Below are 22,019 nucleotides of genomic sequence, written 5' to 3'. Positions count from 1 at the left end.
CGGGCCCATGATTTGTGCAGCACCGTAGAATGTCGGGCCCGCTGCGCGAGCCTTTCGCGACACTAGGCCGCTCCTACAGGGACCGCTACGCATCAAGATAGGCGCTGTTGGCGTCGTACCCGGTGGGTATGGTCTATTGTGATGCGATGCATCACACCAGCGTGAAATGCTCGATCAACATCGAGGTCGAGTCGACTGCGGGCAAAGGCACCACCTTCAACGTGCGTATCCCGCTGCAGGTGGCGACGGTTGCTCAGAAGTCGTAGCGGCCAGTGACGCCAAGTGTGCGGGGTGTTCCCAACACCCCGGTGTAGGCACCGTTCGGTGAGTTCCACAAGGTGCTGTAGTAGGTCTTGCTGCCGGCATTGCGCAGCCACAGCGACAGGTCCCACTGGCCGTCGCCGAGGTCGCCGCGCACGCCCGCCGAAAGATTGACCACCGCATAACTGGGCAACTGCGCAAAGCGCGAGTCATCCACCGTGCCGACCGCGTGCGAGCGGAATGCATAGCTGGCATTGACGTAAGGCCGCAACATCCCGGCCTGCCATTCATAGGCGCCGTTGGCATTGAAGATCCACTTCGAGGCGCCGACCACCGCGTGCCCGCTCAGATCACAGGAGGCCGGTGCGCCCGGTTGCAAGGCGACCTCAGCCGGGCAGGGCGCGTCGGCGTAGTCGCGATAGCGCACGTCGTTCCACGAGCCGTTGAGGTTCAAGGTCAGACCGCGGGTCGGCAGCAACGTCGACTCAAGCTCCAGCCCGCGGCTGCGCACCGCTCCGGCGTTGGTCAGGTAGCTGGTGAGGTTGGCATCATCGTAGGCGTTGGTCTGGTAGCCATGCACCTCAGTCCAGAACAGGTTGGCATTGAGCAGCAGGCGCTGATCGAACAGGCTGCTCTTGAGACCAAGCTCGGCATCGTTGGCGCGTTCGCTGCCAATCAACAGCGAGTCGGCGCCGGCCACCGGCGCGCTGGCGACGCTGAGGTTGACCCCGCCGGACTTCTCGCCGTGGGACAACGACGCGTATCCCATCACCTGATCATTGAAGTGGTAGGCGAGGCTGACCAGCGCCGAGGGGCTGAAACTGTACAGGCCAAGGTCTCCCGAGTCGTAAGCACCCAGCCGCGCCGCGCGCACGTTGGCAGCAGCACCCGTCACCGATGCGCCGCCGCTGGGCGCAAAACGGTTGACCCGCGCCTGCTTGACCTCATAAGTGCCGCGCAGACCGGCGCTCAGGTCCAGACGCGGCGTCAGGTGCCAGGTGCCCTGGGCGAACAAGGCAAAGCTGTCGGTATCGATGCGTCCCTTACCCAGGCTGGAGACATCGTTCAAGGCGCCTTGAGGCGTGCCGTTCCAGGTGTCGGCGAGCGGGCCGTAGTCGGTGAACACTTCATTGCGCATTTCCTGGCGCATGTAGTAAGCCCCGGCTACATAGTCGAACAACTCCCCGCGCGGCGAGGCCAGGCGCAGCTCCTGCGAATACTGGCGGTCGCGCGCCGACTGGCCGACATTGCGCATCACCGGTACGTTCAGCTCGTCATCGTTGCGCGGGGTGAAATCCCACCAGCGCCAGGCGGTGATCGAGGTCAGGGTGTAATCACCCGGCAGGGTCCAGTTGGCTTCCAGCGAGCTGCCGCCCTGAAATACGCGCACGTTCTGTTCGGCATCCAGATTGACCCGACGGCCCTCGACCAACGTTGCGCCCACGGCTGCTGCGCGCTGCTGATAGCGGTTGACGCCGTTGATGGTCGGCCCGGTGCTGAACAACGAGCGCGTGCCTGCGCTGGAGTCTTCTTCGTTGTAGTCGGCGATCCAGCGCAGGTTGAAGCTGTCGTTGGGTTCGAACAGCAACTGCCCACGTAGGCCCTGGCGGGTGCCGCCACCCAGGGTTTCACCATTGAACTGGTTATCGACATAGCCATTTTCTTCGCTGCGGTAGGTAGAAAGGCGCCCTGCCAAGGTGCTGCTCAATGGCCCGCCGAGGCTGGCGTGTGTCTGCTGATAGCCGCCTTCGCCGATCGATGTGGCGACGCTGCCCTCGGGGCTGAAGGTCGGCCGCCGAGTGCTGATATTGAGCACTCCGGCGGTGGTGTTCTTGCCAAACAAAGTGCCTTGCGGGCCGCGCAGCAGCTCCAGCTGCTCGATGTCGAGCAGGTCGAACACGGCCATGCCTGGTCGGCCGAGATAAACGTTGTCGAGGTAGATGCCGGCGCTGCCCTCGAGGCCGTCGCTCGCCGGATTGTTGCCCAGGCCGCGAATCGACAGGCTCGACTGACGGGCATGCATGAACGCGACGTTGACGCTGGGCATGGCTTGTTGCAGGTCTTGCAGCCGGTACAACCGTTGGTTCTGCAGGGTCTGCGCTGACAACACCGACATCGCTGAGGGCACGCTTTGCGCATCTTCCTCGCGGCGCCGGGCATTGACGGTAACGGTTTGCAGGCTCGTGTCGTCGGCGTGCGCCGAGGCTGCGAGCGGCTCTGCGGCATGGCTTGGGCTGCACGCCAGCGCGAACAGGCCGGGGATAACCCGGGGCCAGAGGCACGCGCGGCGCTGATGAGAAAAACGCAGGTTCATCGGTAACTCCAGTGATGAGGCACCTCTCGCTGCGCGTGGTTTGCGTAAGCGTGATCGCAAGGGTTGGGGGGTATTGGCTCAGTCGCGCAGCCAGGGGATATCAGCGGCCTGATAGCGATGGGCGCGGAAGATCGCGTTGTTTTCACCGGGCAGGTACGCACGCGAGGCGGCGTCCGGGTACGCGGCAAAGTGCGGATTGATGTATTCCCATACCACTTCGCCGGCGCGGGTTACCTCGAACAGCCGGCCGAAGTTGGCTTCGGTGATCAAGGTACTGCCGTTATGCAGGCGTTGGGCACCGCCCATGAACGGGGTGAAGAAGGCATAGCCTGGGCTGTCGGCGTATTGCCATTCAATGCGCTGGGTATGCGGGTCGACTTCGATGACCCGCGAATGCGGCATCGACACGTGTGGCCGTGAGATGCCGTTGTCGAAGATCAGGATGCGCCCGTCCTCGAGTTCACTTGGGCAGTGCTGCTGGGCTACCACATCGTGACCCAGGCGCCAGAGCACGCGGTCGCTGGCCTTGTCCACGGCAATCACCGCCGACACGCTGCGCAGGCTGAGAATGACCTTGCCGTCGCGGCCCGGAGTAACTGCGTTGGTCATCGGCCAGTGATAGCGCTCAAAGCAAGCGTGCAGCGGGTAGTCTTCCGGCGCCAGGTGCTCCCAACTGCGCCATTGCCAGACCAGCGTGCCGCTGCGGTCGACCTCCTTGACCACATCGCCGTAGATCACCCCGCCTGCGGCCTCGCTGCCGGGGATACCGCCCTGGATGCGCTGCGCAAACGCTGCCGGCAGTGGCTCGACGGTGGTGTAGAGCAGGTTGCCGTTGGCCAGCCATTGGGCATCGTGGTGGTGCGCCAGGTCGGTGTACTCCCAGACCACCTCGCCGTCCGGCGTAACCTCGCTGAAGGCACCGCCATGCCAGACCGACCAGCCGCCGAACAGCTCAGCCGAGTCTGGGTGGTTGCCGTTGTAGCCCAGGTTGCCATTGGCCAGGATCACCGCATCGCGGCCGGGCCGCTGCGGCAGTTTCCAGTGGTGTACCTGCTCACCGCGCAGGTTGATCAGGTACACGTTGCCGTCGGCGGTCTGCGGCGCAAACAGGGTGTAGCCGCCAGCCGAACGTTCGGCGTCGATGCCGATCAGGCCGGTGGCATGGCGACGCAAGGTAGTGCGGTCGAGTGCGGGCATGGCTTTTCTCCAGATGAGCGCGGCCCTGCCGACGAGTGCGGCATGCTGCGCGGGGTTCAGGTCAGGGGCGGTGGGGCAACAGCGGGTTGTAGCGGTCGTCGAAGGCCTCGGCGACCTTGATCGGGCGGGGCAGCAAGCGCGCCTCGGTGAAGCGGTCAGCCAGACGTTGCTGCAGGTCGGTCACCCGTGGGTCCAGCGCCACGTAGTGCAGCTGCTGGCTGGCGAGCATCTCCTGCAGCAAGGGCAACGGCAGGCGGGTGACTGTGGCCAGTTGCGCGGCCCAGGCGTCGGGATGCGCGGTGGCCCAGTCCTGCGCGCGCGCCAGGCGCTGGATGAAGTCGCCAAGCAGCTCGGCCTTGACCGGGTCTTGCAGCGCGGCGAGGCTGGCGACGGTGAAGTTGAGGCCGGTTTCTGGCCATTGGCTGCCGTCGAGCAGCTTGCGCGCACCGCGCGAGGTGGCCTGGCCGACAAATGGATACCACACCGCCCAGGCATCCAGCTTGCCGCTGGCGAAGGCGTTTTGCGCATCGACCGGGCTGGCGTAGATCAGCTCGACGTCGCTGCTGCGCAACCCGGCCTGGGCAAGCGCTGCCAGCAGCAGATAGTGACCGCTGGTGCCCTTGGCCACGGCAATCCGTTTGCCCTTGAGCTCGGCTACCTGGCAAATCGACGAGTTGCCCTGAACCAGCAGGGCGTTGTTGTTCTGCGCGCCTTCGGCAGCGGCTACCACCCGCACATCGAAGCCGCCGGCCTGGGCGAAGACGGGCGGAGCATTGCCGACTACGCCGACATCGACTGCCGCAGCGTTCAGGGCTTCCAGCAATGCAGTGCCGGCCGCAAAAGGATGCCAGTCGAGGCGATAAGGCAGCCCTTGATCCTCACCCGCTGCCGCCAGCAGGGCCTGGGTCAAGCCGCTCTGGTCACCCACCTCCAGTTCGGCCACCGACTCTGCCTGAGCGGGCAGGGCGGCGAACAGCAGGCTGGTCAACAACAGCTGTGCCAGGGGGCGCGCAAGGTACTTGGCAGGCAACGATTTTGTCGGCATCGTCTGGGCTCTTGAATTGGAAAGTGCACTCAGTATGTCCACGCGGCCTCGTCCCCACCATGTCAAACACCCCTCGTTTTCTGCCATGACGGCGCCGCGAACGGTACTGGTGCTGGCCTTCCCCGGCGCACTGCTGCTCAACGCCGCCGGGCCGTTGGAGGTGTTCGCCGCCGCGCCACGGGTACTTGCTGGCGAGTTGGCAAGTAACCCGCCGTATCGGGTGGTGTTGGCCTCGCCCGCAGGGGGCGAGGTCGAGACGATCTCCGGTATTGGGGTCATGACCCGCTCTTTGCAGGAGGTCGAGGCCGAGGCAGTGCTGGACACGCTGATCGTGATTGGCGGGCCGGGGGTGGCCGCGCTGGAGCGTGACCCCGAGGTGATTGCGTGGTTGCAACGGCGTGCGCCGAGTGCGCGGCGCGTCTGCTCGATTGGCAGCGGCGCGTTTGCCTTGGCCGCTGCCGGCCTGCTCGACGGGCGGCGGGTGGTCACCCACTGGCAGTTTGCCGAGCGCCTGCAGCGCAGTTACCCGGCATTGACCGTCGAGCACGACGGGCTTTACCTGCACGACGGCGCGCTGTGGACCTGTGGTGGCGCCAGTGCCGGGATCGATCTAGGGCTGGCGTTGGTCGAGGAGGACCTCGGCCCCCATGCTGCGCTGGCCCTGGCCCGCTACTTCACGCTGTTTCTGCGCCGCTCGGCCGAGCAGGCCCAGCTCAGCGCACCGCTCAAGGCGCAGAGCGATGCCCTGCGTAGCGACCGTGATCAGCGCCTGGTGCGCCTGCATGGCTGGATTGCCGAGAACCTCGACAGTGATCTGCGCGTCGAGCGCCTGGCCGAGAAGTTCGGTATGAGCCCGCGCCATTTTGCCCGCGCCTACACCGCAGCCACCGGCGGCACCCCGGCACAGACGGTCGAGACCTTGCGCCTCGAGGCTGCCTGCCGCTTGCTCGAGACCAGCCAGGAGCCGATCAAGCGGATTGCCGAAACCAGCGGCTTCGGCAATGAAGAGCGCATGCGCCGTAGCTTCCAGCGCCAGCTCGGCGTGAGCCCGTTGGCCTATCGCTCACACTCGCGGCTCACCTCAGCGACGCAGGACGCGCCAGCGGCAGGGCAGACCGGGTATCGCCATGACCCCCGGCTGGAGATTGCCATGGAGCACCTGGCGCAGTAGCCAGCGGCTATTTGCAGTTGCCTGCCTTGCGGTACCCGGCAGCCTGCGCCTGGGCTTCGGAGTCGAACGTCACCTGGTTCTTGCTGGCGACCTGGCTGTAGCTCGGGCAGCCGCTGGGCAGGTGATAGACGTGGCTGTTGCGGTTACCGATGATTGTGCCGGTGTTGGCACTGGCCAGTGACGGTTGTGGAGCAGGGCGCGCTGCTTTGCTCGGAACACTGCTGACCACGCCATCGGCCACCGGCTTGTAGCCCGGCTTCCAGCTGCGGGCGCCGGTCACGAACGGGTTGGAATGGCCCATGACGGCGCTGATGCGCCGGTCGCGTTCCTTCTCCCAGGCCGTCACCGGGTGCTGTTTGTCCCAGGCCATCAGCAGCTGTTGCTGTTGCCGCGACATGTTCAGGTTGTAGCGATCGAACATGTAGAAGGTGGTGCGTGCCACCAGGCCTTTGACCTCGTCACGCGGCTCGGCGGCGCGCTGGTTGAAGTCGACGCGGGTCTGGCACTGGCCATATTGCGGGCCGACGCTTGCGGCCATGCCGTAATTGAAGTTGCTGCGGTCGCCATTCACTTCACCCACGGCCGGGTAGAGGTTGAACAGGTCGGCTTCCATCGCCTTGAACACCGGATCGTCGTTGGCGCAGTTTTCGCGGCCGCCGTTCTTCCAGCACTGGCGCTGGTGGCCGAAGGTCCAGGCCGGGACAATGTGCTCCCATTCGGTACGCTCGGCGCGGCTTTGTTGCTTGCGGGTCTGGTAGCCGCACGACGCCGGGTCGATGCGGCCGCCGGACTTGCCGACCCAGGTCCATTTGCAGCCACAGTACAGCTCGCCCATGGCGCTGCTGGCCTGGTCCAGATAGATCTTCTGTTTGGCGACGACTTTGGCTTCGGTGAAGGTGGCAGGTGGTGTGGCGAAGGCGGGGTAAATGACCGCGAGGCTCAGCCCGAGGACATACAGCAGTTTTTTCATGGTCAGGCTTATCAGTCAGGCTTATCAGATTGGGGCGCGCATTATACGCACGAAACCTGTCTATCTTGCCTACATCAGGGCAGGCTTATGCCTACAGCCAAACACCCTTTGGCCATGCAGGGGTGCTGGCTTGCAGCCATGTTTATCCAAGGTTCTGGCCCGCCAGCATCCGCGCTGCCAGGTAGCCAAAGGTCATACCGGGGCCGAGGGTGATGCCGCCGCTGGGGTAATAGCCGCGCATGATGCTGTTCATGTCATTGCCCACCGCGAACAGCCCAGGGATCGGCGTTTGCTGTTGGTCGAGCACGCGGGCCTGGGCATCGGTGACCAGCCCGGTGAATGTGCCAAGGCTGCCCGGCACCAGCTTGACCGCGTAGAACGGGCCCTGCCGGACACTGCCCAATGACGGGTTGGGGCCGTGCAAGGGTTCACCCTGGGCTCGGTTGTAGGCTGATTCGCCACGTTGAAACAGCGGGTCGCGGCCCTGTTCTGCATGCTGGTTGAAGCGGGCCACGGTCGCTTGCAATTGCTCGCCATCGATCCCGCACTGGCCGGCCAGTGCCGCCAATGTGGGCGCTTTGTGCAGGTAGCCTTGGCGCACGTAGGGGGTGGTCGGAAACGGCCATGGCTTTGACCAGCCGAGGCCATAGCGGCGCTGCGCGCGGTGGTCGCAGATCAGCCAGGCCACCGGACTTTCATTCGACGCGGTGGCGGCAAACAGCGCGCACATGAAATCGTGGTAGGAGTCGGCCTCATTGACGAAGCGTTGGCCATTTTGCCGCACCGCGATAAAGCCCGGCTTGGCCCGTTCCATAAGGTGGGCGAAGCCGCTGAAGCCGCCATCGGCACGCGGCACCCGCGACACCGGTGCCCAGGCAGCGCCATGGGCCATGTCGGCGCTCACCTGCGCACCGACGCCTTCACCCAAGCGCAGGCCATCACCGCTGTTGCCCTTTGGCGCGGCGCTCAAGTGCTCGCTGCCGTCGGCACAGTGAGCGAGCAACTGGGCGCTGCGGTGGCGATCGTGGGGGAAGCCGCCGCATGCCAGCACTACTCCGCGCCTGGCGTGTACCTGGACACGTCGCCCGCCTTGCTCAACCGTCGCTCCGAGCACGCGCTGGCCGTCGCTGAGCAATGCGCGGACAGGGGTTTCGGCAAGTAGCTGCACATCGCGTTGGAGGGCGCTCTTCAGCAGGCGTGCGACCAGCGCATTGCCGTTGACCAGGTGCATGCCGCGGCCATGCCAAAGCATGTCTCGGGCATGGCGCAATACGCGCATGCCGGCGTAGCGCAGTGAGCGCCAGCGGTGTCTGGCATTGAGCAGATGATTCAGGTCAGCGCCGCCGGCAATGCCCATGCCGGCCGGACTGATCAGGTCGAGTGGGCGCCGCAGCTTGTTGATCCACGGCCCCAGCTCGCGGCCGTCATAGGGCTCGGCGCAGACCGAGCGGCCGCCTTTGGCATGGCCCGCGCTGGCGTGAAAATCAGGCATCGTGCTGCCGCAGAAAAATTTCACTTCGGTGTGCTGCTGGAAGAAACCGACCATCTCCGGGCCGTGGCGCAAGTACGCCTCCAGGCGCGTATCGAGCTGATCACAATGCAATTCGTTGCACAGGTAGAGCCGCGCCTGCTCGATATCGGCGGCCCCGCCATCAGCGCCCGCCAACGGATTGCCAGGGACCCACAACCAGCCTCCGGACCAGGCGCTGGTGCCGCCGAAAACCGGCGCCTTCTCGACCACGATGACCTCCAGCCCCAGCTCGGCAGCGGTGACGGCTGCAGCCAGGCCCGCGGCGCCGGAGCCGACCACCAGCACATCGCATTGCAGGGTTTGACTGGCCGACAGGGCAGCAGTGTTCGACGGCGAAGCGCTCAAGGCAGCCTCCGTTGTAATGGCTTGAAGAAGCGGCTGCGCCCGAGCGGGCGCGAGCCTTAGGGACCTGCGCGGTTATTGCAGCGGCGAGAAATCGGTCGGGCGCAGCAGGCGCGACTCCAGCGTGACTACCGCGTCGAGCGCTTTGTTCTGGCGGGCGAACTCCAGCCAGCGCGGGTCGGCCGCCATTGCTGCGCGGCGGGCGGTGCGCTCATCCAGGCTGGTGTAGGCCCACAGGTGTACCACCTGGTTGACCTCGCCAATTTCAGTGGTAAAGAAGCCGACCAGATTGCCCAGGTGCTCTTGCTGTACTTCCAGCGCAGCGCTTTTGTACAACGCCAGCCAGTCAGCCAACTTGGTCGGTTTCAGGGTGTAGGTGCGTAGTTCATAGAACATGCTGCTCTCCAGAGGGCTGTGTTGAGTGGGTTGAGGTGGTTGCGGTGGCGCCATTCAGGCGGCCGGCGATGTCTTTGGCAGCCAGATAGGCAAAGGTCAGGGCAGGGCCGAGGGTGATGCCCGGCCCTGGATAGGTGCCGGCCATGATCGAGTTCATTTCGTTGCCGGCGGCATACAGCCCGGCGATCGGTTCGCCCTGTGCGTTGAGCACATTGGCCTGGCCGTTGGTGATCAGCCCGCGTGCCGAACCGAGGTCGCCGGTGTGCAGGCGAATGGCGTAGTAGGGCGGCTTGTTCAGCGGCCTCAGGCAGGGGTTGGGCGTGTGCAACGGGTCGCCCATATAGCGGTTGTAGGCATTGCTGCCCTTGCCGAACTGGCGGTCGACGCCTGCCGCGGCGTCGTTGTTGAAGCGCTGTACGGTCTGCGCCAATTTGCTGGGGTCGATCGCCAGCCGCGCGGCCAACTCGGCCAGGCTATCGGCCCGCAGCAAGTAGCCGGCTGCGATCAATGCGCTGTTGTCGACCGGCCGCGGTCGCGCCAGGCCCAGGCCGTAGGTGTTCAGCGCCTCGCCGTCACAGACCAGCCAGCAGGGCGCGTTGGCTCCGCCGTTGGCAAACATCGCCTCGACAAAGCTGTGATAGGAGTCGGCTTCGTTGACGAAGCGCTGGCCGTCCTGATTGACCGCAATCACCCCCGGCTTGGCGCGGTCGGTGACCAGGTGGGGAAAGCGCTCCTCGCTGCCGTCGGCCTTGCGCAGGCACGAGACCGGCGCCCAGAAGAAGTTGGCTGCCAGTTGCTCGCCCAGCGCTGCCTGCACCGATGCCGCCAGGCGCTGGCCATCGCCGACATTGGCTGGCGGCGACATGCTCAAGTGCGGCGCAGCACTGGCCGGGCGCCACTGCCCGGCGTGTTCGCCAGCAGCAAAGCCGCCCATGGCCAGCAGCACCCCGCCCCGGGCGCGCACGGTGTGTTCCTCGCCGCGCCAGTGGATGCGCACGCCGCTGACCACACCGTCCTCGACGATCAACGCCTGCGCCGAAGCCTCGAGCCACAGCTCGACACCATTGGCAAATGCCGTGGTGGCCAGCCGCGCGATCAACGCATTACCGACCGTCAGGCGGGTGCCGCGCGGGTGACTGAGACGATCCAGGCCATAACGCGCAAGCAGTTTCAGGCAATGGCCGAGCGAACGCAGCGAGCGCTTGCAGCTGAGAAAATGCTGGATGTCGACCCGATTGACCATCATCCCGCCAAACAGCAGCATGCCGTCCGGTGGTTGTTTCAGGTGCCTGAACTGCGCGCCCAGGCGGCGCCCGTCGTACTCGTCGATCTCCAGCGCGCGCCCGCTCTGGGTCGCGCCGGGCAGGTCCGGGTAATAATCCGGCGACAACGGCCGCAGGCTGTATTTGAGTTCGCTGTTCTGTTGCAGAAAACGCAGCGCCTCACGGCCATGTTCGATAAAGACGTCGACCAGTTCGGGCTGATAGTTGGCGCCGATGACCTGCTGCAGATACAGGCGCATTTGCTCGGCCGGCAACTGCAGCCCGGCGGCGCGCGCCTGGTCGGTGTCATGCAGCCAGACCGCACCGCCGGAAATCGCCGAGGTACCGCCAAAACGGTCGGCTTTTTCCACCAGCAGCACGTTCAAGCCAAGGCTGCTGGCACTTACCGCAGCGGCGAAACCGGCAGCGCCGCTGCCGAGCACGATCAGGTCATAATTTTTGTTGTTCATGTCTGTCACCTGATTGACCCTGCGGGTCAGATATCCAGCGGAGTCACGCCCATGAAATGGCCGAGATTGCCCAACTGCGCCAGCGCCATCTCCGGGCCGGTCTGGATGGCGCAGCCCATGCCCCGGGCAAACGACAGGAACGGCGTGAGCGCCGGCGCCGTGACTACGTCGGCGACCAGGGTGGTGTCGCGCAGGGTCTGCATCAGCGCGATCGGCAGTGGCATCGGCCCGTCGCCAGTAGCGCCCATGCCCACCGGCGAGGCGTTGACCACCAGATCGAATTCGGCCAGCGAGGCGGGGCTGGCGCTGATGGCGATATGCGGGAAGGAGGTGCGCAGCAGCTCAGCCAGCGCTTCGACACGCCGGCCGTCGAGGTCGCTGATGGCCAACCGGATCAGTCCGGCCTGGCACAGCGAATAGGCGATGGCGCTGCCAACGCCACCAGTGCCGATCACCAGTGCGTTTTGATCGCGCGGATCGAAGCCCTGCTTGCGCGCGGCATTGAGAAAGCCCTCGCCATCGACGATGTCGCCGAGTAAACGGCCATCGGCTTCACGGCGAATCACATTGACCGTGCCCAGCGCCTGGGAGCGTTCACTGAGGCCGTCCAGGCGGCTGGCCAGCTGCTGCTTGTAGGGCACGGTGACCACGCATCCGCGCAGGTTGTGCCAGCCGCGCAGCATCGTCACAAAGCCATCAAGGGCGGTGTGCTGCAGGTCGATGGCGAGCATGGCGGTGTCCTGACCTTGCTCGGCGAACCAGCGATTGAAGTTTTCCGGTGACTTCACCTGGGCAATAGGTGAGCCGACGATGGCGACCAGTTGGGTCGATCCCTTGATCATATGCAGCACTCGCTGGTTGGCTTTGTTGTGAGCCGATAGTGCGAGCTGCGGTTTGCAGCAACAATCAAGGTGAACGCCAGATCGGTTGATAATCGCGCTGTCGATGCGATAATCGCACTCATCCCTTTAATGAGCGCAGGCGCCATGAAGCAGCCAACTATCCACTCGCGCGATCTGATCGTCGGGCTGCAAAAAGGCCTGGCACTGATGCAGTTGTTTTCCCAGGACCACCCGCGCCTGAGCGTGCCCGAGGCGGCGCGGCTCGCCGACATGACCCATAGCGCCGCCCGGCGCTTCCTGCTGACCCTGGTGCATGACGACTATGCGCAAACTGATGGCCGCTATTACTGGCTGACTGCCAAAGCCCTGCGCATCGGCCAGGCCTACGTCGATTCGGCGGTTTTGCCGCGCATGCTGCGGCCGATCGTCGAGCAGGTCGCGCGAACCACTCAGGAGCATGTTTCGGTCGGGGTGCGTGATGGCGACGACATCGTGCATATCGTACGCAGCCGCTACAGCCACATCGCGTCGCTGTCGATCCGTCCCGGCTCGCGGGTGCCGATGTACTGCACCGGCAGCGGTCGGCTCTGGCTGGCGAGCCTCGATGAAGAAGCGCTGGCGGGCTATTTTGCGCGTAACCCGCTGCGGGCGATTACCCCGTATACCTTGATCGACGAGACAGAGGTGCGCGCCCAGATCAACCTGGCACGCGAGCGCGGATATGTGTTGCTGGATCAGGAATACGAGGTGGGGATGCGTGTGCTGAGCGTGCCGCTGATCGATCGGGAAGGGCGGTTGCAGGCGGTCCTGACCATCACCACCCATGCCTCGCGAATGACCACCGAGCAGATGCGCGAACGCTATTTGTCGGCGTTGTACGAGGGCCAGGCGTTGTTGCGGCCGATCATGACCTTGTAGCTGAGGGTAGTTCGCCGCCAGCGCCTGAGCGATAGCGGCGAACGTTTGGCTCAGTCAGCCTGTTCCTGGCGCAGTCGCGCCAGCAGCGCCTCTGCCGTCGCTTCCGACGATGCCGGGTTCTGGCCGGTGATCAGGTTGCCGTCCTCGACCACGTAACTGGCCCAGTCGGCGGCTTTGGAGTAGTTGCCGCCTTTGGCCTTGAGCATGTCTTCGACCAGAAACGGCACCACCTTGGTCAGGCCGACGGCTTCTTCCTCGGAGTTGGTGAAGCCGGTTACGCGCTTGCCCTGGACGACCGGGCTGCCATCAGCTGCGTTGACGTTTTTCAGCACGCCTGGGGCATGACACACGGCGGCTACCGGTTTGTTCGAGGCGTAGAAGGCCTCGATCAGGGTTTTCGAATCGAGGTCTTCGGCCAGGTCCCACAGTGGGCCGTGGCCGCCTGGGTAGAACACTGCATCGAAGTCGTACGGGTCGATCTCGCCCAGCGGCAGGGTGTCGGCGAGTAGCGCTTGCGCTTTGCTGTCAGCGGCGAAGCGGCGGGTGGCTTCGGTTTGTGCGTCGGGTTCATCGCTTTTCGGGTCCAGTGGCGGCTGGCCGCCTTTGGGCGAGGCGAGGGTGACCTCGGCCTGGGCGTCGATGAAGGTGTAATAAGGGGCGGCGAACTCTTCCAGCCAGAAGCCGGTTTTCTTGCCGGTGTCGCCGAGTTGGTCGTGGGATGTCAGGACCATCAGAATCTTCATGTGAGGCTGTCCTCCAGAGCTGGATGTGTAGGTGCGTTTATTTCAGAGGCTTGGCTGGCGCAGACGTTCAACGATTCCGGCCATGAGCCCAGAAACAGCTGGGAGGCGCTGCGAGCCAACCTCAAGCATCCACCCCACCGGCAATCGCAGACAAAGCCCTGAACGCATCACTGCCCAACGGCCGACTCAAGTAATACCCTTGACCTTCATCACACGCCACCGCCTGCAGCAGTTTCAGGTGATCCGTAGTTTCCACGCCTTCAGCGGTAACCGTGAGAGACAACGCCCGGCCCAAGCCAACGATGGCCTGAATGATCGCCTGATCACTTTCGTTGTTGTCGCTCTGGTCCAACCGACTAAGAAAGCTTCGGTCGATCTTCAAGCCATCGAACGGAAACGCGCGCAGGTAGCTCAACGACGAATAACCCGTTCCAAAATCATCAAGGGCGATGCGCACGCCCAAGCGTTTAAGCGTGCGCATGATTTCTAGCGCACCCGCAGCATCGTCGAGCATGACCCCTTCGGTGATTTCCAGCTCAAGCCGAGCAGGGGCGATGTTGCTGGCGCTCAGCACATGCTGGATCCGCTCGATCAGGTTGCCGCGTTTGAATTCGGATGGCGACAGGTTGACCGATACAAACAGCTGCGCGGGCCAGTTGGCGGCATTGCGGCAGGCCTGTTCGAGCACCCAGTTGCTCAACGCCAGGATCAACCCGGACTCTTCGGCAATCGGCACGAACACATCCGGTGCGATCTGTCCGCGCAGCGGATGCTGCCAGCGCACCAGGGCTTCGGCGCCGACCATCTGGCCGTCGGCGATGCGGTAGCGGGGCTGGAAGTGCAGCTCCAGCTCGCCGTTCTTGATCGCCTGGCGCAGGTCGCTTTCCAGGCGTCTGCGCTCGATGATCCGCGCGTTCATGTCGCCGGCATAGAAGCGCCAGGTGTTGCGCCCCCCGCTCTTGGCTTCATACAGGGCGATGTCGGCATAGCGCAGCAGTGCGGTCGCCTCGCAGGCATCGTGCGGGGCCATGGCAATGCCGATGCTAGCACTGATGAACACCTCCTGGTCTTCGATTGCGATCGGCATTTCGATGGAGGCGATCAGCCGCCGGCACAGGGTTTCGACCTCTTCCTGAGAACTGACATCGGTCACGATCAGGACGAATTCGTCGCCGCCCACCCGCGCTACCAGGTCGGCATGCCGTACGCAATCGGCCAGGCGACTGGACACTTCATTGAGTACCCGATCACCGGCGGCATGGCCGAGCAGGTCGTTCACCGGTTTGAAGCGGTCCAGGTCCAGGCAGAGCATCACCAGCGGCTGCTCGACAGTGGGCTGGGCCTTCAGTTTGCCGTCGAGGAAGGCCTGCAGGCGGGTGCGGTTGGGCAGGCCAGTCAGGGCATCGTGCTGAGACAGGAACTCGATGCGCCGGCGCGCTTCGACTTCTTCGGTGACATCGGTAGCGGTGCCGCGCACGCCGCCGTCGGGCAAGGTGCGTGCTGACAGGCGGGTGATCCGTGCTTGCCCGCGGGCATCCAGGTAGCGGCATTGCACACTGATCTCGGGGCGGCGGTTGGGAATGCTCAGCCACTGCGATAGCAGACCCATTTCGGTGGTCAGCAGATCGTCGATGTGGGCGCCCAGCCAAGTGTCGCTGGACAGTCCAGTCACGCACTGAAAGCGCTCCGACAGGTAAGTGAAGCGCAGGGCCGCGTCGACCTCCCAGATCCAGTCGGAGCTGGCTTCGGCAACATCGCGAAAGCGCGCTTCGCTGGTGGCCAGGGCAGCCTGGCTGTGTTGCAACGAGGCAAAGCTGGCGTCCAGCGCCTGGGCGGCGGCGGTGGTGCGGCGCAGGATCACCCAAGTCATCAGCGCCACCAGCAAAGCGGCCAGGCCGATCAGCGGCAGGCCACCGGCCAGCAGGCGCCAACCCGGCTGAGCTGGGGTCCATTGCAGGGTGCCGCCGCCATCGGCCAGCGTTACTACGCTATCAACGGAATGCTGACCATGGCTTGCTACACGCAGCTGAGCTACACCGAAGTCGGTACCCAGGGCAGCCAGTTTTTTTGGGTCCAACACATCGACAAAGATCAGCACCGAGTGTGCTCGGTTGTCTGGCGTGACGGTGGGATCGGTGCCTGGGGTGATGGCCGCTGCGGCAATCACTGCGGGCGCACCGCCAATATTGATATAGCGGGTAACGGAGGTTTGCGCCTCGGCACCGGCCCGGGCCACGCCGGCGATGCCGGCAATGGGCTGACGCAGCCAGTCGCTGGCTTCTTCACTGCGCTGTTTGCCATCGATTACCGAATACACCGTGCGGTTCTGGTCATCGACCACGAACAGCCCCTGAAAGCCGAAGTCGTCGTACAGCGTCGGGCCGATATTCTGATTGATGTAGGCCCAGTCGGTGTCGACCTCGGCGTGCAAATGGCGGTAGGCATCGCCCCAGAAGGCATAATCCTGAACCGTTACGGCCAAGGATTTTTCCAGCGACTGCACCGCCTTGCGCACGTAGAAGGCGTTTTTTTCCTGCTCAGTGCGGTCGAGATCCTGCGCCAGATAGACCAGCGAAATGGCGGCGAGCAAAAACACGCCAGCGAGCAGCGCAACAAATTTGAAAAGTGGCGCACTGGCCAACCGTACGCTGGAAGGGCTGACAGCATTGGAAGAGCTGTTGGACATGGATTGCGCTGCTCGAAAGGGCTCATGGAGGTTATCGGCTGCATGAACTCGAGGATGAGGAGTGGCGGGCAGTTCCCGATGAACTGTCTATCGGTTGGCGCCGTTCATGACTTACCAACTGATCGGCTTGCCATCCCAGGCCCAGAAACTACCGCTCTGCTCGGGCCCATGCTGGCGTGCCAGCTCGAGGATGCACTTGGCGGCAAACGCAGTGGTGAATAGCTGCTCGGCGGGTACATTGGCCTGAAAGGGCCGGGACAGCTGTGTGTCAGTGGTGCCAGGGTGCACCAGCAATACGGTGGATGCGGGGTTGATTCGGCGCAGTTCGATGCTGGCGGTGCGCAGCAATTGATTGAGAGCGGCTTTGCTGGCGCGGTAGCTGTACCAGCCGCCAAGCTGGTTGTCGTCGATCGAACCGACCCGTGCCGACAGCGCAACGAAGGTTGTCGGTTGCCTGCGCAGCAGTGGCAGCAAGTGCTTGAGCAGCAAGACGGGAGCAAAGGCATTGGTCGCGAAAGTGGCTTGCAGGCCGCTGAGGTCGAGTTGCGCCAGGCTCTTTTCGGCGCGGGCGCCGTCCTGCTGAAGAATACCCAGAGTGCTGATCACCAGGTGCAAGTGCTGGCAGCTCGCGCCAACTTCGCGCGCCAACTGTTCCAGCGCTTGCTCATCGCGGGCGTCGCAGTCAAACCGCAGCAGGCGTTGGCCATGCTCCTGGGCCAATGCTTCCAGCTCAGCGCTGGTACTGGCGTGCCGCGCTACTGCGTATACCCGCTCGACGTCAGGGTGGGCGAGCAGGCTTTGACACAGAGCCAGGCCAATGCCTTGGCTGGCGCCGCAGATCAGTGCACTGGCAGGGGCAGCGAGCGCGGGAATCAGTTTCATTGACTACCTCGGAAACGCAAAAAACGGCCGTCCGAGGACGACCGTTCTGGGTTACGTTGGCGACACTATCAGTGTTTGTCCACTGTGTTCTTCACATCGCCTACCACTTGCTGAGCTTCACCTTTCTTCTCCTGAACCTTGCCTTTGACTTCCAGTTCAGTGTTGTCGGTGGCCTTGCCAACGGCTTGTTTTACTTTACCAACAGCTTCGTTAGCCATGCCTTTGATTTTGTCAGAAGTACCGCTCATGGACGTTCTCCTAGCTCAATAGTATGTGTGTGTCGTCGACATCTTTAATGACCGCTTGCCGCTTTCAACAGTTGCACCTCCTGGCGAAAATAAATTCGGTTTCATCTTCTTCGCTTTCATTGCCATCAACTAATCAGCGCAGCGTTGCGATCTGGCGGTTACGGCTGGTCAGCGCAAAGCGACCGATAGCAAAGCTCAGTGCGCCGCTGATAAGCAGGGTGATCAAGGTGCCCCAGGCTGCTTTGGACAGGTTCTTGGCGGCTACGTCAGCTGCTTCGCGGGCTTGCTGCTCAGCCTGTTGCTTGAGGGCTTCGACTTTCTCTGCAGCCTGCTGGTAAGCACGGGCGTAGTTGTCGACGACCTGCTGGGCTTCTTCGCGGCTCTTGCCGGTCCGAGCAGCCACGATGTTGACCAGTGCATCCTTGTCAGCGGCGCTCAGCGCTGGGTCGCCAGCCTGCTTGATGCGGTCGAACCACTGCTGCAGTTGCTCCATGGCTTGAGTCGGGTCATTGGCGACGGTGGTCGCAGCCTGTTCGGTCTCGGCGCTCACCTGGGCAGCGCTTTGGTCAACATTATTCGGCGCCAGGCCTGCTTTGCCGGACTGTTGCAGGGTTTTGTCCAGCTCAGCCTTGAGGCTGTCCCAGTCCAGGCTGATACCGTTCTTGTCGAGCTGCTGCTTGATGCTCTGGCCAACCCCCGGCGCTGCTGCGGCTACGCCATCAGCGGCCAGCGACAAGCCTTTGCCCGCGATATTGCCGGCGGTGCCGACCACACCGGTGGCCAGCGAGGCCAGCAGCCAGGTGGTGAGCAGGGTGGTGATGGTCCAGCTCAACAGGCCATGCAGGCCGCCGCGAGTGGGGGCCGTGCGGCCTGCCACCCACGCACCAGCAGCTACTGCAAGCAGGGTGCTGGCGAACAACCAGATACCGGCACCGGTGCCGAATCCGCGCAGCGGGTTGCCGGCTTCGAGCGGATCAACCGCGCCAGCACCGATCGCGGTACCGAGCACGCTCAACAGCAGATAAGTCACCAGGGCAATTGCACCACCGGCGAACACCGAGCTCCACGATACCCGCAATGGCTGGGCAGGCACTGCGGTAGTGGTTGCGTACGCGTCAGTCATGTCAGTCATCTATGCATCCTCAGCAAGGCAGATTCCAGTTCAGTCACCCGTGGGTGGACCGTGATTTGAGTTTGCCCAGGCGTCCAAGGCCTGTAATGACGCATCTGCACCCCCCGATCTGGTGCATTCGCACTAATCTGCACGGGCAGGCGATGCACTAAGCTGGGCGGGCACCTTTTGCCACGGCGTGCTTCTAACCCGGGTGCGCCTTGACCCACTGGAGATCGACCCATGAGCGACGCTGTGCTTGCCCGAGAAACTAACCGCCGCCAGTTGCAGCAGATCATCTCCGGGTTGTCCGATGGGGTGATCCTGGTCGAGGTCGATCAGACCATCCTCTGGGCCAACGAAGCTGCCCTGCAGATGCACGGTGTCAGCGAGATCAGCGAGCTGGGCGCAAACGCAGAGGAGTACCGCGAGCGGTTTGCCTTGCGCTATCGCAACAACCACCCGCTGGAGCCCGAGCAATACCCGATCAGCCGGGTCACGGCCGGTGACGTGTTCAGTGATGTGCTGGTCGAGGTGCTGCGGATAGGCGATGAAGAAGAGCGCATGCGCGTGCAGCGCATCCGCAGCATGGTCCTGGAGGACAGCAAGGGCGCCCCGGAGTCACTGGTGCTGATCATCGCCGATGCCACCCAGTGGGCGAGTGCCGAGCAACGCTTTGAAAAGACCTTCAACGCCAACCCGGCACCGGCGGTGATCTGCCGCTTGAGCGACCTGCGTTTCATCAGGGTCAACCAGGGCTTTCTGGAGATGACCGGGCACACCCGGGAGAACGTCATCGGCCGCTCGGTGTACGAGGTCGACGTGCTGGAAAACGCCGAGCGCAAGGACCTTGCCATCGAACGCTTGACCAGCGGCGGTACCATCCCGCAGATGCAGGCCGAATTGCGCCTGCCTGAAGGCGGCAGCAAGCTGGTGATCGTTGCCGGCCAGCCACTGGACATGCACGAAGAAGACTGCATGCTGTTTTCCTTTACCGACCTTGAGCCACGGCGCAAGGCCGAAACCGCGTTGCGCCAGAGTGAAGAGCGCTTCGCCAAGGCGTTTCGCCTGAACCCGGTGCCGACCCTGGTGTGCAGTGCTGACCGCCAGCAGGTGGTGGACGCCAACGAGGCGTTCCTGGCGACCCTGGGCTACACCGCGCAGGAGCTGATCGGCCGTACCGTTGATGAGCTGGATGTGGTCGAAGGCCGCGAGGTGAGCACTCAGCTGTTCGACCTGCTGGAAAAGTCCGGACGCATCGAGGGCCTGGACTTGAAGTTGCGCAAGAAGGGCGGCGAGATCATCGACTGCGTGCTCGCCGCCGACACCGTCAGCCTGCAGGACTCGCCGTGCTACCTGCTGGTGGTGATGGACATCACCGAGCGCAAACGCTCCGAGCTTGAGCTGGTGGAAGCCATTGAGACGGTGATGCACGATGCGTCCTGGTTCAGCCAGACCCTGATCGAAAAACTGGCCAACGCCAAGAATCTCAACACCCGCCAATTCCCGCCGGCGTCAGTGACCGACCTGACCGCGCGCGAGCGCGAAGTGCTGGGCCTGATCTGCGAAGGCCTGGCTGACAAGGAAATCGCCGCGCGGCTCAAGCTGGCGCCCAACACCGTGCGTAACCACGTGGCGACGGTGTACTCCAAGCTCGATGTGCACAGCCGCAGCGAGGCCATTGTCTGGGCTCGCGACCGGCGCCTGTTCGTGCGCCAGGGTTGAACGTTGGCCGGCGCGCGGGTCTCTAACGGTACGCATTGATCACTGGAGAGGTACTGACAATGAACCCAGCAACGGAAGGTTTGGAAGAACAGGGGCCCAGCGGCGTGCCGTTCATCAACGACCCGCAAAAGCCTGCCAACCATGGCCACACCGAGGTGGTTGAGGAAGAGGAAGATATCGATCCGGTCGAGCCAGAAGAGGCCGACTGATGGCCGCGCCAACCACACCTGATGGTCGTTATTTCGTGATCGATGGGGTGCTCTGGCGCTGCTCCAATCCCAGCCTGGCCGAGCCAGAGCGGCAACGCTTGGTGAATGAGCTGATGACTGCTCGACGGGCTGTGAAAGCGGCCAAGGGCAGTGTGGATGCAGAGGCGTTGCGCGAGGCTAGAGCAGGCGTGCAGGCGGCCAAGGTAGCCTTGGGCGAACGCGGCCCGGTGTGGTGGGACGATGGCAGTGCCGACTTCAATCGGCACAAGGTCCGGAATACACCCTATGCGCAGTGGTATGAGGGTTTGCAGACCTGAGCAAGCGGCTATCGCGGGCCAGGACGGCCCGCGACAATTGCGCTATGGCACCTCAGTGATGCTGGAGCGCGGCGCGTACTTCACGGACCTGTGCCGCAGTCACCTTCGAGGCCTGGTTCGACCAGCCATGGCGCAGGAAGCTCGCCAGCGCGGCCACTTCAGCATCGTCCATGCGCTCGGCAAAGCCGGGCATCGGCAGCACCGAAGGGGCACGTTCGGTGGACGGCGTCATGGCACCCGCGAGGATTACCTGGATCAGCGCCGACGGGTTCTCGGCATTGACCACCGAAGCACCGTCAAGCCGCGGGAAAACCTGCTCGGCGCCCTGGCCGGTGACAAAGTGACACGCGCCACAGTTGTCCAGGTACAGCCGCTGACCCAGATCCAGGTCCTTGGCCGCCGTCAGTTTGGCGATGGTGGCCTGGCTGCGCTGCGGGGCGTGCTGATACTCACCTTTACCGGTGGCCTCCAGCGATTTGAGGTAGGCGGCCATCGCCAGCAGGTCTTCGTCGCTCATGTGCGAGGTACTGTTGGCGACCACATCCTTCATCTCGCCCGCCACAGCGGCGATGCTGTTGCGCCCGGTGCCCAGGTAGTCAACGATCTGCTGCTCGCTCCAGTGCGGCATGCCGCGCAGCGCCGGTACCGCCCAGCCATTGAGCTCAGCGCCGCTGAGATAGCTGCCAGTGCGCTCGTCCAGCCCTTGCTCCTGCATGGTCAGTGCCCGTGGCGTGTGGCATGAGCCACAGTGGCCAAGGCCCTGAACCAGGTAGGCGCCGCGCTGTAGTTGGGCATCGTCGATGCTCACGGCGTCGGCCGCAGCCGCTTCGGGCGTAGGCGAGAACAGCGCGCGCCAGTACGCCAGCGGCCAACGGATCGACAGCGGCCAGGCAATGCCATTGGCTTTGTTGGCCTGTTCCACCGGCGCCACACCCTTCATGAAGTAGGCATACAGCGCCTGCAGGTCGGCATCGCTGACCTTGGCATAGGACGGGTAGGGCATCGCCGGATACAGCGCACTGCCGTCATGGCCGATACCGCGGCGCATGGCCCGTTCGAACTCACCGTAGCTCCAGGCGCCGATACCGGTCTTGTGGTCGGGGGTGATGTTGGTGGAGTAGATGGTGCCGATTGGCGAGGCAATGCCCAGGCCCCCGGCGAACGCCTTGCCGCCATCGTGGCTGGTGTGGCAGGCCACGCAGTCGCCCACCCGGGCCAGGTAGGCGCCCTTGTCGATCAACTGTTCGGTGATCGGCTGTGGCATCTGCGCGCTGGCGTCGCCGGAGCGGTTCAGCCACAGGCTCACGGCCCAGGCCAGCAATGCCAGCAGGGCCGCGAGCAGGAGCAGACGGATCAGGGTCGATTTCATCGAAGCGCTC

General features: G+C 63.9%; 19 protein-coding genes. 5 read left to right on the top strand and 14 right to left on the bottom strand.

The window, feature by feature from the left end:
* Positions 1–253 precede the first annotated feature (253 nt).
* The 3 genes from M2396_RS07845 to M2396_RS07835 all read right to left on the bottom strand — a co-directional run bounded on the left by M2396_RS07845 (position 254) and on the right by M2396_RS07835 (position 4,817).
* Positions 254–2,575, bottom strand: coding sequence for a TonB-dependent receptor (locus M2396_RS07845; protein ID WP_259074095.1), 2,322 nt, complete (start codon positions 2,573–2,575; stop codon positions 254–256).
* 78 nt (positions 2,576–2,653) lie between these two features.
* The gene (locus M2396_RS07840) at positions 2,654–3,772 is read right to left on the bottom strand and encodes an aryl-sulfate sulfotransferase (protein WP_259074094.1); all 1,119 of its coding nucleotides are present in this window, start codon (positions 3,770–3,772) and stop codon (positions 2,654–2,656) included.
* Positions 3,773–3,833: 61 nt separating this feature from the next.
* Entirely contained in the window at positions 3,834–4,817 is a 984-nt protein-coding gene (locus M2396_RS07835) for an aliphatic sulfonate ABC transporter substrate-binding protein (protein ID WP_259074092.1), read from the bottom strand.
* 85 nt (positions 4,818–4,902) lie between these two features.
* Between M2396_RS07835 and M2396_RS07830 the strand changes: the two genes are divergently transcribed.
* Positions 4,903–5,988, top strand: coding sequence for a GlxA family transcriptional regulator (locus M2396_RS07830; protein WP_259074091.1), 1,086 nt, complete (start codon positions 4,903–4,905; stop codon positions 5,986–5,988).
* Positions 5,989–5,995: 7 nt separating this feature from the next.
* Here M2396_RS07830 and M2396_RS07825 read toward each other — a convergent pair whose 3' ends face one another.
* The 5 genes from M2396_RS07825 to M2396_RS07805 all read right to left on the bottom strand — a co-directional run bounded on the left by M2396_RS07825 (position 5,996) and on the right by M2396_RS07805 (position 11,801).
* On the bottom strand, positions 5,996–6,958 hold the full coding sequence (locus M2396_RS07825) for an endonuclease (protein ID WP_259074090.1): 963 nt from the start codon (positions 6,956–6,958) through the stop codon (positions 5,996–5,998).
* 142 nt (positions 6,959–7,100) lie between these two features.
* The gene (locus M2396_RS07820) at positions 7,101–8,834 is read right to left on the bottom strand and encodes an FAD-dependent oxidoreductase (protein ID WP_259074089.1); all 1,734 of its coding nucleotides are present in this window, start codon (positions 8,832–8,834) and stop codon (positions 7,101–7,103) included.
* Positions 8,835–8,906: 72 nt separating this feature from the next.
* Complete coding sequence (locus M2396_RS07815) at positions 8,907–9,227, bottom strand: NIPSNAP family protein (protein ID WP_150569518.1); 321 nt, start codon at positions 9,225–9,227, stop codon at positions 8,907–8,909.
* The gene (locus M2396_RS07810) at positions 9,217–10,959 is read right to left on the bottom strand and encodes an FAD-dependent oxidoreductase (protein ID WP_259074088.1); all 1,743 of its coding nucleotides are present in this window, start codon (positions 10,957–10,959) and stop codon (positions 9,217–9,219) included. Before M2396_RS07810 ends, M2396_RS07815 begins: the two co-directional genes overlap by 11 nt.
* A gap of 26 nt (positions 10,960–10,985) precedes the next feature.
* Positions 10,986–11,801 carry a shikimate dehydrogenase gene (locus M2396_RS07805; protein WP_259074087.1) on the bottom strand — a complete coding sequence of 272 codons (816 nt, stop codon included), beginning with the start codon at positions 11,799–11,801 and terminating at the stop codon, positions 10,986–10,988.
* A gap of 144 nt (positions 11,802–11,945) precedes the next feature.
* Here M2396_RS07805 and M2396_RS07800 point away from each other — a divergent pair, with 144 nt between their 5' ends.
* Complete coding sequence (locus M2396_RS07800) at positions 11,946–12,719, top strand: IclR family transcriptional regulator C-terminal domain-containing protein (RefSeq protein ID WP_101318663.1); 774 nt, start codon at positions 11,946–11,948, stop codon at positions 12,717–12,719.
* 50 nt (positions 12,720–12,769) lie between these two features.
* On the opposite strand, the gene M2396_RS07795 is transcribed toward M2396_RS07800, so the two are convergent.
* The 5 genes from M2396_RS07795 to M2396_RS07775 form a co-directional block, all read right to left on the bottom strand.
* A complete protein-coding gene (locus tag M2396_RS07795; protein WP_103437031.1) occupies positions 12,770–13,462 on the bottom strand; it encodes a type 1 glutamine amidotransferase domain-containing protein in 693 nt (230 codons plus the stop codon).
* Positions 13,463–13,583: 121 nt separating this feature from the next.
* Positions 13,584–16,148 carry an EAL domain-containing protein gene (locus M2396_RS07790; RefSeq protein WP_259074086.1) on the bottom strand — a complete coding sequence of 855 codons (2,565 nt, stop codon included), beginning with the start codon at positions 16,146–16,148 and terminating at the stop codon, positions 13,584–13,586.
* 111 nt (positions 16,149–16,259) lie between these two features.
* The gene (locus M2396_RS07785; RefSeq protein WP_259074085.1) at positions 16,260–17,030 is read right to left on the bottom strand and encodes an SDR family NAD(P)-dependent oxidoreductase; all 771 of its coding nucleotides are present in this window, start codon (positions 17,028–17,030) and stop codon (positions 16,260–16,262) included.
* A gap of 68 nt (positions 17,031–17,098) precedes the next feature.
* Positions 17,099–17,278, bottom strand: a complete 180-nt coding sequence (locus tag M2396_RS07780; RefSeq protein ID WP_101318671.1) for a CsbD family protein — start codon at positions 17,276–17,278, stop codon at positions 17,099–17,101.
* Between the two features lie 133 nt (positions 17,279–17,411).
* Positions 17,412–18,401, bottom strand: coding sequence for a hypothetical protein (locus tag M2396_RS07775; RefSeq protein ID WP_150569636.1), 990 nt, complete (start codon positions 18,399–18,401; stop codon positions 17,412–17,414).
* A gap of 231 nt (positions 18,402–18,632) precedes the next feature.
* On the opposite strand from M2396_RS07775, the gene M2396_RS07770 reads away from it, so the two are divergent.
* The 3 genes from M2396_RS07770 to M2396_RS07760 are packed head-to-tail and all read left to right on the top strand — an operon-like array spanning position 18,633 to position 20,640.
* Positions 18,633–20,114 (top strand): helix-turn-helix transcriptional regulator, encoded by a 1,482-nt coding sequence (locus M2396_RS07770; protein ID WP_259074083.1) that lies wholly within the window; start codon positions 18,633–18,635, stop codon positions 20,112–20,114.
* A gap of 59 nt (positions 20,115–20,173) precedes the next feature.
* The gene (locus M2396_RS07765) at positions 20,174–20,323 is read left to right on the top strand and encodes a hypothetical protein (protein WP_181089522.1); all 150 of its coding nucleotides are present in this window, start codon (positions 20,174–20,176) and stop codon (positions 20,321–20,323) included.
* Entirely contained in the window at positions 20,323–20,640 is a 318-nt protein-coding gene (locus M2396_RS07760) for a hypothetical protein (RefSeq protein WP_150569513.1), read from the top strand. The genes M2396_RS07765 and M2396_RS07760 overlap by 1 nt, the downstream gene beginning before the upstream one ends.
* Before the next feature lie 52 nt (positions 20,641–20,692).
* Here the strand turns inward: M2396_RS07760 and M2396_RS07755 are convergent, their stop codons facing one another.
* Positions 20,693–21,904, bottom strand: a complete 1,212-nt coding sequence (locus M2396_RS07755; RefSeq protein WP_409035092.1) for a c-type cytochrome — start codon at positions 21,902–21,904, stop codon at positions 20,693–20,695.
* Positions 21,905–22,019: the final 115 nt, after the last annotated feature.

It is taken from the genome of Pseudomonas sp. BIGb0278 (assembly GCF_024809895.1).
GTDB lineage: Bacteria > Pseudomonadota > Gammaproteobacteria > Pseudomonadales > Pseudomonadaceae > Aquipseudomonas > Aquipseudomonas shirazensis.
This window is presented reverse-complemented; position numbering and strand designations above follow the sequence as displayed.